Consider the following 13,202-nt stretch of genomic DNA (forward strand, 5'->3'; position numbering starts at 1 on the left):
GCATCGTGGCCCGTCGACTCTCCCGAGCACAGGACGGACGTCCGGCACCGCCGGTGCGGATCGTGCATCTCGGCCTCGGTGACTTCTTCCGGTCGCACCAGGCCTGGTACACCGACCGTGCGGCGGACGCCGATCGGTGGGGCATCGCCGCCTTCTCGGGCCGTTCGAAAGGCATCAACTCCGAGCTGGCCAGGCAGGAGAACCTGTACACCCTGGTCGGCGTCGGTCCGGAGCGCAACGACTACCGGGTGGTCAGTTCGATCGCCGAGACCCACAGCGGTACCGATGTGGATGCGCTGCTGAACTACCTGGCCGACCCGCAGGTGACCGTCGTCACCCTGACCATCACCGAGGCCGGCTACCGGCACAGCGAGTTGGGCCGGATCGATCTGGAGAACGACGACGTCGCTGCCGATGTGGCCGCCATCGAGGCGGGCAATCTGCACGCCGTCCGGACCGCCCCCGGCAAGCTGGTCGCCGGCCTGATCGAACGCCGCCGCGCCGGTGCCGGGCCGATCACCCTGGTCAGCTGCGACAACATGCCCGATAACGGCACCGTGCTGTCGGTCGTCCTCGGCGGTCTGGCCCGCCGCGCCGCGCCCGATCTGGTCGGCTACCTGGAGCACGAGGTGGGTTTCGTCACGACCATCGTGGACCGGATCACCCCGCGCGCCTCTGACGCCGTCCGGCAAGCCGTGCTGGACGAGCGAGGTGTCGACGATCAGGCTGCGCTGGCCACTGAGCCGTTCAGCGAATGGGTGCTCGCCGGCGAGTTCCGCGGGCCGCGTCCGGACTGGGAAAGCGCCGGTGCCGAGGTCGTCGATGACCTTGTCCCGTACGAATTGCGGCGACTCTGGCTGCGCAACGGCGCCCAGTCGCTGATGGCCTACGCCGGCACCATCCGAGGTCATCAGACCGTCGCCGACGCGATCGCCGACCCCGTCGTCCGGGGCTGGGTGGAGGAATGGTGGGACGTCGCGCAACGACAGCTGTCGCTCGATGAGGACGCCGTGACCGACTACCGGACGGCCCTGCTGGCCCGATTCGGGAACCCGCGGATGCGGAACCGGCTAAGCCGGATCGCCGCGGACGGATCGCAGAAGGTGCCGGTCCGGATCGTGCCGGCGCTGCTGGCCGATCGTGCGGCGGGCAACAGCCCGCTGGGCGCCGAGCGGGCGGTAGCGGCCTGGACGCTGCATCTGCGCGGCAACGGCACGCCGTTCAACGATGCCGGCGGCGACACCATCCGTGCCCTCGGCGAGGGCACCCTGGGACGCTCCGTGAACCGGGTCTGCGAGTTCCTGGAGATCACCGATCGCGATTCCCGAGCCAGCATCCTGGCTCTGGCCGGAAGAATGGAGGGCTGATGATGGCGCAGGCGCCGCACGATGCACGCGTGGTGATCGGTCTCGATGTCGGCACCACCGCCGCCAAGGTCTCGGCGTTCGCGCTGGGCGGTGAATGGCGGGCCAGTGCCGACAACGAGTATCCGCTGCAGCAGCCCCGGCCCGGCTGGGAGGAGCAGGAACCTGAGGTGATGTGGCGGGCCTTGCGCGAGGGACTGGTCGAGATCGCCGAGGCGTGCGGATCGGCCCCGGTGGTCGGCATCGGGGTGTCGACGGCGCTGCACGGCCTGATCGGGCTGGACGCCGACCGCCGTCCGCTCACCCCGCTGCTGACCTGGGCCGATTCCCGTGCGGCGGCGCAGGCGATGCAGCTGCGCGGTACCGAGCTTGGACGCCGGCTGCATCGGACGTCCGGCACCCCGATCCATTCGATGTCGCACTTGACCAAACTGATCTGGTTCGCCGAGGAGGACCCGGAGACGGCGGCGTCGGTGCGGTGGTGGGTGGGGCTGAAGGACTACATCCTGCTGCAGTTGACCGGGGAACTGGTCACCGAGGTGTCCCACGCCTCCGGCACCGGGCTGCTCGACGTGAACACCCGGGACTGGAGCGAGGAGGCGTTGCAGGTCGCGGGCGTCCGGCGCGATCAGTTGCCGCCGGTGCGGCCTACCACCGAGGCGCTGCCGGTGCGCGCCGAGCTGCTCGTCGAGCTCGGGTTGCCGGACGGCGTCCGTGTCGTGCTCGGCGCCGGCGACGGACCGCTGGGCAACCTAGGCGTCGGTGCGCTCGAACCCGGCGTGGTCGGGCTGTCGCTGGGCACCTCCGGCGCGGTCCGGATGGTCACCGAACGGCCGTACGTCGACGAGGCCGGCAAGCTGTTCTGCTACAACCTGGCCGACGACGCCTGGGTGATCGGGGGTGCGATCAGCAACGGAGGCATCGTGGTGCGCTGGGGCGGGGACGTGTTCGGCGTCGACTTCGCCGACGAGCCCGGCGGCAACCCCGATGGCATGCTGCTCGACCTGGCCCGCGACATTCCGATCGGGGCGGAAGGACTGGTGGCGCTGCCGTTCCTCATGGCCGAACGGGCGCCGCTGTGGAACCCGACCATTCCCGGCGCCTTCCTGGGCGTCCGGCGTAGTCACGGGCGGGAACACTTCGTCCGCGCCGCCGTCGAGGGGGTCGCGCTGATGCTCTCGACAATCGTCGACGAACTCGACCGGGTGAGCCCGATCCGGCAGATCCGGGCCACCGGAGGAGTATTCCGCTCGCCGGTCTGGCGCGAGGTGCTGTCGGCCGCCCTCGGCCGTCCGCTGGTGGTCACCGACGGGGCGGACGGCACCGCGCTCGGCGCGGCCGCACTGGCGCTGTACGGACTGGGCGAGGCGGCGTCCCTGCGCGAGGCGTTGATCGCGCTGGGCGCCGATCCCGATGCCGGTTCGGACGAACTGGTCCCCGATCCGGACGATGTCGCCGCCTACCGTGCCATTCGCGCCGGCATCCCCGCGCTGTTGGCCCGCTACGACGAGGTCCGCACCCTGTTCTCCTAGGGGAGGAGTTCCCAGTACTGCCTGCGGGCGGGCATGGCATGGATGACCAGTTCATCGCCGCTCTCGAAGATCAGCACTATCGTCTCGAGCAGGCGTGCGTGGGTATTGAAGCCGAGACGCGACTCGCGGCGGGGCTCGTCGTCGTCCAACGGCTCGACCCACAGCGGCCACATGGCGGCTTGAACGACGTCGTCAGTTGGTACACCATGCTTGAGTGCACTGGAATGAACTTTCACGCCGCGTAGTGGCTCAGCGCTGCCCTGATCGCCTCTGAACGGCTCACCTGGTGCCGGGCGGCCGCGGCGTCCAATGCCTCCAACTCTTCGGCCGTGAGCCGCACCGCGACTACCTGCATCGGTTCGGCCCCGCGGCCGGGACGTCCGCGTCCGCGCCGCTTCAACTCCGCAACGTCATAGCCGGCCTCGGCCTCGTCAGCCCACTGCCGGATCTGTTCCTCACTCACCACAGGAAAAGTGTATAACGAAAATTCAGCGGCGGTAGGTGAGGCGTCCGGCCCAGATCGTGGCGATGACCGGGTCGGGGAGTTCGCGGCCGTGGTACGGGTTGTTGCGCGACTTGGACGCCGATGCGTCCCGATCGACCACGGCACGGGCGGACGGGTCGACCAGCACCAGGTTGGCGGGTTCGCCGACGGCTATCGGGCGGCCCTGGGTCGTGGTCCGGGAGAGCCGGGCCGGGGCGTAGGACATCCGTTCCACCAGGGTGGGCCAGTCCAGGCGTCCGGTGTTGATCATCACCTCGAGCACCACTGCCAGCGACTGCTCCAGGCCGAGCATGCCGGGCAGCGCGATGTCGAAGGGGTGGTCCTTGTCCTGCCGGGCGTGCGGGGCGTGGTCGGTGCCGACCATGTCGATGGTGCCGTCGGCCAGCGCCTCGCGGACCGCCTTAATGTGCTCGTCGGTGCGCAGCGGCGGGTTCACCTTGAAGGTGGTGTCGTAGCTCTCCACCTCGCGGGTGGCCAGGTAGAGGTGGTGCGGGGTCACCTCGGCGGTCACGTTCACCCCGCGGGCCTTCGCCCAGCGGATCACCTCCACGCCCTCGGCGGTGGAGACGTGGCAGACGTGCAACCGGCCCCCGGCGAGCTGCGCCAGCTCGACGTCGCGGGCGATGATCGCCGACTCGGCCTGCGCGGGCCAGCCGGGTAGCCCCAACCGTCCGGAGATCTCGGACTCGTGGCAGCAGGCCCCGGTGCCGGCCAGCCGGGCGTCCTGGGCGTGCTGGGCGATCACTCCGTCGAAGGTCTTCGCGTAGGTGAGCGCGCGGCGCATCACCAGCGAGTCCATCACGCATTTGCCGTCGTCGGAGAACATCCGGACGCCGGCGGAGGAGCGGTTCATCAGCCCCATCTCGGACAGTTCCTCGCCGGCCAGGCCTTTGGTCACCGACCCGACCACGATCACCTCGGCGCTCGCGGTGCGTCCGGCCAGCGCCTTCAGGTACTCGGCCGCCTCGGCTGAATCGGTCACCGGATCCAGGTTCGCCATGGCATGGACGGCGGTGTAGCCGCCGCGGGCAGCGGCCAAGGTGCCGGTGGCGATGGTCTCGGCGTCCTCGCGTCCGGGCTCGCGCAGGTGGGTGTGCGAGTCGACCAGTCCGGGCAGGGCCAGCAGCCCGTCGGCGTCGATCCGCTCGGCGTCGGTCACGTCGCCGGCCGGCACGAACACCCCGTCTCGCACGCCCAGGTCACCGGTTGTGCCGTCGGCCAGGGCGGCCCCGGTGATCAGCAGGTCTCTCATTCGGGGCTTCCTCCCAGCAGGTGGTACAGCACGCTCATCCTCACCGAGACACCGGCGGTGACCTGGTCGAGGATCAACGAATTGGCGGCGTCGGCCGCCTCGGACGAGATCTCCAGGCCGCGGTTCATCGGGCCCGGGTGACAGATCGCCGCGCCCGGCCGCAGCCGGGCCAACCGCTCAGGGGTGAGCCCGTACAGCTCGGTGTACTCCCTAGCCGTGGGGAAGAAGCCGCCGTGCATCCGCTCCCGCTGGACCCGCAGCATCATCACCACATCGGACGCCTCGAGTGCCGCGTCGAAGTCGTCGGTCACCTCGCAACCCCACTGGTCGACCCCGGTCGGCAGCAAGGTCGGGGGAGCGACCAGGATCACCTTCGAGCCCAGGGTGCGCTGCAGCAGCACGTTGGAACGGACCACCCGGCTGTGCAGCAGATCGCCGACGATGGCGATCGTCTTGCCCTCGAACGACTCCTCGCCCAAGCCTCGGCTCTGCCCATTCTCCGCGCGAGCGCGGCTCTGCCCATTCTCCGCGCGAGCGCGGAAGTGCCTCCGCATGGTGAACGCGTCCAGCAGGGCCTGGGTCGGATGCTCGTGGGTGCCGTCGCCGGCGTTCACCACATGCGCCTTCACCCAGCCGGACGCCTGGGCGACCGCGCCGGAAGAGCCGTGCCGGATCACGAAGCAGTCGGTGCCCATCGCGTCCAGAGTGAGCATGGTGTCCCGCAGCGACTCGCCCTTGGAGGTGGACGAGCCCTTGCCGGTGACGTTGATGGTGTCGGCGGACATCCATTTGCCGGCCATCTCGAAGCTGGTCCGGGTGCGGGTGGAGTCCTCGAAGAACATGTTGATCACGGTGCGGCCGCGCAGTGTCGGCAGCTTCTTGATCGGCCGGGACTGGATGGTGTGCATCTCTTCGGCGGTGTTCAAGATCGAGGTGATCTCGGCCAGGCTCAGATCGCCGGCGCTCAACAGATGTCGCATCAGACCTCCACCAGGCTGATCGTGACCGCATCGGCCTCATCGATCTCGGCGAGCCGGACGTTGACCCGCGCGTCGGGCGGTACCTGCACCTGCTTGCCGACATGGTCGGCCTGGATCGGCAGCTGCCGGTGGCCGCGGTCGATCAGCACCGCGAGCTGGACGATGCGGGGGCGTCCGACCTCTTTCAGGGCGTCCAGCGAAGCGGCGATGGTGCGTCCGGTGAACAGCACGTCATCGACCAGCACCACGGTCAGATCGTCGATCGAGCGCGGGATCGTGGTGCGGCCGACCGCGCGGGTCGGCTGCCGGCGCAGATCGTCGCGGTACATGGTGACGTCGAGCTCGCCCACCCCGACATCCACGCCCTCGATGCTGCGGATCGCGTCGGCCAGCCGCCGGGCGAGCAGCACGCCGCGGGTCGGGATGCCCAGCAGCACCAGGTCCTCGCTGCCGGCGTTGGCCTCGACGATCTGGTGGGCCATCCTGGCCACGGCGCGTGCGATGTGATGGCCGTCCCACGCGAAGTGGGCGGGTTTCTTGGTCACGCGAATGCTCCTGTAAGGGTTGGCTGCGGGCCGGCTCGGACGCCGAAACGGCCCGCGGGACACTCTATCGAGCGCGCGGCGGACGCTGCGGCCGCGCCCACCCGACCTGCGGCCGCGCGAAAGAATCCCGCGATCCAGGTCGTGACGCGGCGGACGTCGTGCAATACCCTGTCTCCATGTTCGGACTGATCCCGCTCAAGACCCTGCCGGGCTGGCCCGAGGTGGCCGATCCCACCGTCATCGAATCGTTGACGGTGCTGCTCGGCGTCCCGGCGGCCATCGCGGCGGTGATTCTCATCCTGGGCATGGCGCCCAGCTGGTTCGGGGCCGATCGCGCACGGGAAATCGTCCGCAAGGACTCCTGAGCCACGGCGCCAGTTCCCCGTTCAGGCACACCGCCTGGACGGGTTTCGCAGCGGTCAACTCGCAGCCGCCTCCTGGCAGCGCAGGGCGCGCTCCACGTCGTCCCGCCGCTCGCTGACCATCCGGCGCACCGAGTCGGTGAGCTCGGTGGTCGCCATCCACTCATCGATCCGCGCCACCAGCGCCCGGTCGCCGAAGGGCCGCGGGAAGAGCAGTTCACCGATGTTCTTGCGGATCGCCAACGACCGCTGGCCCCAGCGGTTGCGCTGCGCGGCGATGTCGGCCATCACCTCGAACCAGGCGTCCACGTAGGGCCGCAGCACCGCCTCCTGGTTCTGCGCCCAGAAGTGCACGCAGATCTGGGTGTGCGTCGCGTTCGGCACCGAGGCGTCCTCGATCGCCAGCCGCCAGGCCTCGGCCTTCGCGTCGGCGTCCGGACGCACCGCCCGTGCACCCGCGGCCTTCTCGGCTCCGGTGGCGGTGTTGTCGCGGGCCAGTTCGGCGGCGATCTCGTCATCGTCCAATCCGCCCAGCTGGGCCAGTTGAGTGACGAACCGCCAGCGCAGATCGGCGTCCACGACCAGCCCCTCGGGCACCTCCTCGCCGGCCAGCCAGGCGCGCAGCAGGTCCGCCCCGGCCGGTGTGCCGAGCGAGGTGGCCAGTGCCCGGACGATCGCCAACTGGTGGTCGGAGCCAGGTTCGGCGTCCTTCAGCAGCCGCACCAGCCCGGCCGTCCACCGGGTCGCCAACGCGGGCCGCGCGGCCCGCGGCGTGTAGTAGCGCACCGCCGTCTCGGCCTGCGCGAGCACCGCGGTCACCGCGGTCAGGTCGGTCTCGACCGCCACCCCGCGAGTCACCAGGTCGACGTAGTCGGACGCTGGCAGCTGCGCGTCCCGGCACATGTCCCAGGTCGATCCCCAGAGCAGGGCACGCGCGACCGGATCGAGGAACTCGTGGATCCGGGCCACTACGACGTCCAGCCCGCGATCGATCCGGATCTTCGCGTACGACAGGTCGCCGTCGTTGAGCAGCACCACCGCCGGCGCCGGGACGCCGACCAGGGCCGGCACCTCGGTGCGCTCGCCGTCGATGTCGAGCTCGACCCGGTGCACGTGCTCGATGCCGTCATCGGTGGGGTCGTAGCAGCCGACTCCGATCCGGTGCCGGCGCAGCGTCGGCCACTGCTCGGTGGCGTGCTGGACGACGGTGAACCGGGAGAACCGTCCCCGCTCGTCGATCTCGTATTCGCTGGTCAGCGTGTTCACGCCGGCCGTCTGCAGCCACTGCCCGGTGAAGAAGGACAAGTCGCGTCCGGACGCCTCCTCCAGCGCCCGCAGCAGGTCGGTCAGCTGCGTGTTGCCCCAGGCGTGCCGTCCGAAATAGGTCCGGACGCCGGCCAGGAACGGCCCCAGCCCCACGAAGGCCACCAGCTGGCGCAGCGCGGAGGCGCCCTTGGCGTAGGTGATGCCGTCGAAGTTGAGCTCGACCGCCTCCAGGTCGACCATGTCGGCGGCGATCGGGTGGGTGGACGGCAGCTGGTCCTGCCGGTAGGCCCAGGTCTTGCGCTGATTGCAGAAGGTGGCCCAGGGGTCGTCGCCGCCGTGCCGCTTGCGAATCTCGTCCTGGGCGAAGTGGGAAGCCCATTCGGCGAACGACTCGTTCAGCCACAGGTCGTCCCACCAGGTCATGGTGACCAGATCGCCGAACCACATGTGGGCCAGCTCGTGCAGGATCGTGTTGTCCCGTGCCTCGTAGGCGGCCGAGGTCACCCGCGACCGGTACAGATATTCGTCGCGGATGGTGACGCAGCCGGCGTTCTCCATCGCGCCGGCGTTGAACTCGGGCACGAACACCTGGGCGTAGTCGGTGAACGGGTACGGCTCGCCGAAATGCTCCTCGAAGACGTCGAAGCCGCGCGAGGTGGTCGCGAACAGCCGATCGACGTCCAGGTGCTCGGCCATCGACGCCCGGCAGGACAGCGAGAACGGGATCTCGGCCTCGCGGCCGTCGTAGACGGTGCGCACCGTGTGGTACTCGCCGGCGATCAACGCCGTGATGTAGGTGGAGATCGGCGGGGTCGGGGCGAACTCCCAGCGGCCCAACTCGCCGGCGACGGCGGGCTGAACTTCGGGCGAGTTCGACAGCACCGTCCAATGCGCGGGGGCGAGCACCGCGAACTCGAAGGACGCTTTCAGGTCCGGCTGGTCGAAGCAGGCGTAGACGCGCCGGGCGTCCGCGACCTCCAGCTGGGTGTAGCAGTACACCCGCGAATCGACCGGGTCGACGAACCGATGCAGGCCCTCGCCGGTGTTGCTGTAACGGCAGGCTGCCGTGATAGCGAGCACGTGATTGCCGTCGGAGACCTCGAAGGCGAGGCGTTCGCCGTTGAAGCCCGAGGTGTCGAGGGGTGCGCCGTCCAGGCTCGCCTCGATGATCGAATCGGCGATCAGGTCGACGAAGGTCGCGCCGGTCAGCGAACTGAACGCGATCGTCGACGTCGAGGTGAACGTGCTGGGAGAGCCGGTCAGGTCGACCGTGATCTGGTAGCGGTGGGTGGTCAGCAGCCGCGAGCGGGCACTGGCTTCGTCGCGGGTGATGTTGGCCGGGTACATGGTCCTCCAGGGGTGGAAGTCGCGCGCCTCGGTCACAGTACTCCAGGTCTGTGGCGCGGGGGCAGTGGTTCGGGTGGCGGCCGCGGCATGGCGCCGGGCTCGCGGCGGGCCGGTCAGCCGATCTAGGGCCCCGGTTGCCGAGCCGAGGCGATGAAGTCCCGCAGCCGTTCCCGGTAGCGGTCGCCGAGGCCGTCCACGGGTTGCACCTGCTGCGACAGCAACGGTGCTTCGTCACCGAGGCCGGCCCGGTGGAGGGCCAGGAGTGCTGCGCCGCTGGCGACGGGTTCGGCAACCGTGGTCAGGGTGGTTGCGGCGTCGGTCAGGGTCGCCCGGATCCCCGCCCACAAGGGGCTTCGATGCAGCGGGCGTCCGCTGAGGCTGAGCTGGGCGGTGCGGCGTCTCGACAGGGCCGCCTGGCTGTCGAGCACCCATTGCGCTTGGTAGCTGACCGCCTCCAATGCGGCCACCCCAAGGTGTGCCGGCGGCGGCCCGACGAGCCGGACGCCGATGGCGGGGTCAGGCTCGGGGCACTGGCGTCCGGCCGGGTAGGGCAGCAACCAGCCGCCGCCGGCCAGGGCGTCTTTTCCCGCGGAATCGAGGGCGAGCAGGTCGGACACCTCGCCGTCGGCATGCCGGTCGGCGAGCCATTGCAGGAATCCGCCGGCGCTGCCGGTGCCGGCCAGCAGCGCCTCGGTGCTGCCGTCGACCGTCCGGACCACGCTCATCCCCTGGCGCCGGACGGCCGCCCGATCGGGCACCCGGCCGACCAGGTTGAGCATCGCCTCGGCGGTGCCCACCGAGTCGGCGACCTGGCCGATGTCACGGACGCCGGACGCCCACGCGGCGACCTGATGATCGTGCCCGGCAACGACCACGGGGGTGCCGGCTCGCAGCCCGGTCTCCGCTGCTACCTCGGGCCGCACCCGTGACGGAGGATCGCCGATCAGACCGACGCGGGCGAGCCGGTCAGGGCGGAGCCCGGCCTCGGTCAACAGGTCGGCGTCGAAGCTGCCGGCGAGCCGCTCGCCGGCGGGCGGCAGTCGGTACGCCAGGGTGCGCCCGGCAAGGGTGTGGTCGGTGCGAAGCTCACCGGTGAGGGCGAGGTGGACGGCGTCGGCGACCCCGGCCCAGCGGTGCATCGCGGCGAACGTGTCCGGGTGCATAGCCCGTAGCCACAGCCAGACCGCCAGGGACGGCTTGGGTCCCGGCCGGACGCCGGTCGCCTCGAACAGCGCGTCGGCGCCCAACCGGTCGGCCAGGCTGCGAATCTCGATGACGTCGCGGCCGTCCCGCCAGGACAGCAACGGGGTGAGGGCTCGGCCGTCGGCATCGAGCGGGTAGCCGGATTCGGCCATCGAGGCGACGCCGACCGCATCGACCGAACCGGCCTCGGTGGCCACCCGAAGCCCGGCGACCACCAGCGCCAGCAGGTCATCGAGGCCGGCCGGCGTGGCGCGGTTCAGCACAGTGGTGCCGACACCCCGCTCCACCCGGACGACTTTGGTGTTGCTGGTGCCGATGTCGATCCCGACAGCCGCGGTCATGCACCCATCGTCGCGGGAGTTCCTGGCGTCGGCCAGTCGGGCATCTGGCAGTCAGTCTGAAATCGACCCCAGAGTTGAGAGGTTTGCCCCTCGGCTGAGGCAACCCTTCCGCAGTGCCGCCAGGTCGACGGCTCTGCGCCGCAATGCTTCGTCGATCACCTGGCCGCCCAGCGTGGGGATGAGGTCGAGCGCCGATACCGCGGGACTGGCTATCCGCAACTGGGCCCGATCGACGATCAGATCGTCGGGGATGGTGCGCCGCTCCCACAGGTAGCCGGGCGTCGGCGCCTTCACCCTGTCTTTCACAGCGGCGGACACCGTGTCGAGCGGGCACTCCGGCCACCAGCGCAGGCGGGCAGCGGCCGCGCCCGTGATGAGGGTCTGAGATGACCTTCATACCTAGAAAGCACTTTGGGAGACCCGTTTTGTGAGCGGGCCGGTGACGTAGTTGGGTCGATTTCAGACTTCCTGCGAGTAGAGGAGGCCCGCGGGACTCAGCCAGCGAGCGGGCGAGGAGGGCGGCGGCCGTGCGCACTACCGTGTGCCCATGACGCAACGTGTGGACATGTGGTTCGACTCGGCGTGCCCGTGGGCCTGGATGACCTCCCGGTGGCTCCTCGAGGTCGAGAAGGTACGCGATGTGGAGGTGTACTTCCATGTGATGAGCCTTTCGGTGCTCAACGAGGAGCGTGACCTGCCGGAGGAATACCGCCAGATGATGGATCTGGCCCGTCCGCCGGCACGGGTCGCGCTGGCCGTCCAGCGGGACTACCCGGAGAAGCTGCGCGACTACTACACGGCGATCGGCACGCTGCTGCATCCGGGCGGCCGGGACCTCTCCGACGACACGGTCGCCGAGGCGCTGGCCACGGCCGGGCTGCCGGTGTCGCTGATCGAGGCCGGTCACACCGATGCCGCCGACGACGAGCTCGTCCGCTCGCACCACGAGGGCATGGACCCGGTCGGCGACGAGGTCGGCACCCCGGTGATCCATATGAACGGCATGGCGCTGTTCGGGCCGGTGATCTCCCCGGCGCCCAAGGGTGAGCAGGCGGGCGACCTGTTCGACGGCTTCGCCAAGCTGACCGCCTACCCCGGCTTCTTCGAGGCCAAGCGGACCCGCACCGTCGGACCGATCTTCGACTGATCACCGGACGTCGATATCCACCCGGCTAGGGAGTTGGCTATGTTGGGCGGCATGCGCGTGCACATCGCGGCCGACCATGCGGCCTACGACCTGAAGGAGTTCCTGGCCAAGGAACTGTCCGGCGCCGGCTACGAGATCATCGATCACGGCGCGCATTCCTATGACGCGTCCGACGACTATCCGGCCTTCGTGCTGCCCTGTGCCGAGGCGGTGGCGGCCGACCCGGAGAGCCGCGGCATCGTCCTGGGCGGCTCCGGCAACGGCGAACAGATCGCGGCCAACAAGGTGAAGGGCGTGCGCGCCGGGCTGGCGTACAACACGATGACGGCCCGGCTCGCCAGGGAACACAACGACGCTCGGATCGTCGCCCTGGGCGGACGCATGCAGTCGCTGAGCGATGCCCTGGAGATGGTGACGGTCTTCCTCGAGACGCCGTTCTCGGGCGACCCGCGCCATGCGCGCCGGCTTGCCATGCTCGACGAGTACGAAGCCCAGCACGCCCGCTGACCGGCGTCCGAGCGGGAGAGAGGCTATGCCCGAGGGGCACGTGATCCATCGGCTCGCCGATGGGCTGACCGAATGGTTCGGCGGGCGGACGGTGCGGGTGAGCAGTCCGCAGGGCCGGTTCGCCGACGAGGCCGCGCTGCTGGACGGCGGGGTGCTGAACGCCGCCGAGGCCTATGGCAAGCACCTGTTCGTCGACTTCGGTCCGGACCGGGTGGTGCACATTCATCTGGGGCTGATCGGCAAGCTGTGGCTGCTGGACGCTCCGCCCACCTCGCCGGCCGGCCCGGACACGTTGCGCCTGCTGATCGCGCGGGACGTCTACCGCGCCGAACTGCGCGGTCCGCAATGGTGCCGGCTGATCACCGACGAAGCCCGTGCCGAGGTGATGGCCAAGGCAGGGGACGACCCGATCCGGCCGGAATGCACCGGCGAGAAGGCATGGGCCAAGATCTCTCGCTCGGGACGCACCGTCGCCTCGCTGCTGATGGATCAGTCGGTGACCGCCGGGGTCGGCAACATCTATCGCGCCGAGGTGCTGTTCCGGCATCGGATCAACCCGTTCAAGGAGGGTAAGACGCTCTCGCGCCGGACCTGGAACGCGATCTGGGCCGACCTGGTTGTGCTGCTGCGGCTCGGGGTGCGGGACGGCCGGATCGACACCGTCCGCGACGAACACCTGCCCGAGGCGATGGGCCGGGAACCGCGGGTCGACCGGCACGGCGGCGAGGTCTACGTGTATCGCCGGGCCGGGTTGCCGTGCCTGGTCTGCGGGACGCCGGTGCGCACCCAGGTGCTGGAGGGGCGCAACCTCTATTGGTGTCCGCGCTGCCAGCGGCGGCGCTGACGGGTTC

14 protein-coding genes are annotated in these 13,202 nt (G+C 70.0%); 6 read left to right on the forward strand and 8 right to left on the reverse strand.

Features of this window, described 5'->3' with window-relative positions:
* Nucleotides 1-5 precede the first annotated feature (5 nt).
* Both QM619_RS07695 and QM619_RS07700 read left to right on the forward strand, forming a co-directional pair.
* Nucleotides 6-1,367 (forward strand): mannitol dehydrogenase family protein, encoded by a 1,362-nt coding sequence (locus QM619_RS07695; protein ID WP_415106352.1) that lies wholly within the window; start codon nt 6-8, stop codon nt 1,365-1,367.
* Nucleotides 1,367-2,896: a gluconokinase gene (locus QM619_RS07700; protein WP_415106355.1), complete on the forward strand. Its 1,530-nt coding sequence runs from the start codon at nt 1,367-1,369 to the stop codon at nt 2,894-2,896. The genes QM619_RS07695 and QM619_RS07700 overlap by 1 nt, the downstream gene beginning before the upstream one ends.
* Here QM619_RS07700 and QM619_RS07705 read toward each other — a convergent pair.
* Genes QM619_RS07705 through pyrR form a run of 5 tightly spaced genes read right to left on the reverse strand, consistent with a single transcriptional unit; the run spans nt 2,893 to nt 6,178 of the window.
* Nucleotides 2,893-3,132, reverse strand: a complete 240-nt coding sequence (locus tag QM619_RS07705) for a hypothetical protein (RefSeq protein WP_415106358.1) — start codon at nt 3,130-3,132, stop codon at nt 2,893-2,895. The genes QM619_RS07700 and QM619_RS07705 overlap by 4 nt on opposite strands.
* A complete protein-coding gene (locus QM619_RS07710; protein ID WP_415106361.1) occupies nt 3,129-3,362 on the reverse strand; it encodes a ribbon-helix-helix protein, CopG family in 234 nt (77 codons plus the stop codon). The genes QM619_RS07705 and QM619_RS07710 overlap by 4 nt, the downstream gene beginning before the upstream one ends.
* A 22-nt stretch (nt 3,363-3,384) precedes the next feature.
* Nucleotides 3,385-4,653 (reverse strand): dihydroorotase, encoded by a 1,269-nt coding sequence (locus tag QM619_RS07715; RefSeq protein ID WP_415106364.1) that lies wholly within the window; start codon nt 4,651-4,653, stop codon nt 3,385-3,387.
* Complete coding sequence (locus QM619_RS07720) at nt 4,650-5,633, reverse strand: aspartate carbamoyltransferase catalytic subunit (protein ID WP_415106367.1); 984 nt, start codon at nt 5,631-5,633, stop codon at nt 4,650-4,652. The genes QM619_RS07715 and QM619_RS07720 overlap by 4 nt, the downstream gene beginning before the upstream one ends.
* Entirely contained in the window at nt 5,633-6,178 is a 546-nt protein-coding gene (gene pyrR, locus QM619_RS07725; protein ID WP_415106370.1) for a bifunctional pyr operon transcriptional regulator/uracil phosphoribosyltransferase PyrR, read from the reverse strand. Before pyrR ends, QM619_RS07720 begins: the two co-directional genes overlap by 1 nt.
* Before the next feature lie 176 nt (nt 6,179-6,354).
* Between pyrR and QM619_RS07730 the strand changes: the two genes are divergently transcribed.
* Nucleotides 6,355-6,543, forward strand: coding sequence for a hypothetical protein (locus QM619_RS07730; protein WP_415106372.1), 189 nt, complete (start codon nt 6,355-6,357; stop codon nt 6,541-6,543).
* Between the two features lie 54 nt (nt 6,544-6,597).
* On the opposite strand, the gene pepN is transcribed toward QM619_RS07730, so the two are convergent.
* The 3 genes from pepN to QM619_RS07745 all read right to left on the reverse strand — a co-directional run bounded on the left by pepN (nt 6,598) and on the right by QM619_RS07745 (nt 11,015).
* Nucleotides 6,598-9,153: an aminopeptidase N gene (pepN, locus tag QM619_RS07735; RefSeq protein WP_415106508.1), complete on the reverse strand. Its 2,556-nt coding sequence runs from the start codon at nt 9,151-9,153 to the stop codon at nt 6,598-6,600.
* A 122-nt stretch (nt 9,154-9,275) separates the two neighbouring features.
* Nucleotides 9,276-10,697 carry an FGGY-family carbohydrate kinase gene (locus QM619_RS07740; protein ID WP_415106375.1) on the reverse strand — a complete coding sequence of 474 codons (1,422 nt, stop codon included), beginning with the start codon at nt 10,695-10,697 and terminating at the stop codon, nt 9,276-9,278.
* 51 nt (nt 10,698-10,748) lie between these two features.
* Nucleotides 10,749-11,015: a hypothetical protein gene (locus QM619_RS07745; RefSeq protein ID WP_415106378.1), complete on the reverse strand. Its 267-nt coding sequence runs from the start codon at nt 11,013-11,015 to the stop codon at nt 10,749-10,751.
* A gap of 229 nt (nt 11,016-11,244) precedes the next feature.
* Between QM619_RS07745 and QM619_RS07750 the strand changes: the two genes are divergently transcribed.
* Genes QM619_RS07750 through QM619_RS07760 form a run of 3 tightly spaced genes read left to right on the forward strand, consistent with a single transcriptional unit; the run spans nt 11,245 to nt 13,195 of the window.
* Nucleotides 11,245-11,844, forward strand: coding sequence for a DsbA family protein (locus QM619_RS07750; protein ID WP_415106381.1), 600 nt, complete (start codon nt 11,245-11,247; stop codon nt 11,842-11,844).
* Nucleotides 11,845-11,895: 51 nt separating this feature from the next.
* Nucleotides 11,896-12,351 carry a ribose-5-phosphate isomerase gene (locus QM619_RS07755; RefSeq protein WP_415106384.1) on the forward strand — a complete coding sequence of 152 codons (456 nt, stop codon included), beginning with the start codon at nt 11,896-11,898 and terminating at the stop codon, nt 12,349-12,351.
* A 25-nt stretch (nt 12,352-12,376) separates the two neighbouring features.
* Nucleotides 12,377-13,195, forward strand: a complete 819-nt coding sequence (locus tag QM619_RS07760) for an Fpg/Nei family DNA glycosylase (RefSeq protein WP_415106387.1) — start codon at nt 12,377-12,379, stop codon at nt 13,193-13,195.
* Nucleotides 13,196-13,202 lie beyond the last annotated feature (7 nt).

Origin of the sequence: Micropruina sp. (assembly GCF_047606665.1) — a bacterium.
Taxonomy (GTDB): Bacteria; Actinomycetota; Actinomycetes; order Propionibacteriales; family Propionibacteriaceae; genus Micropruina.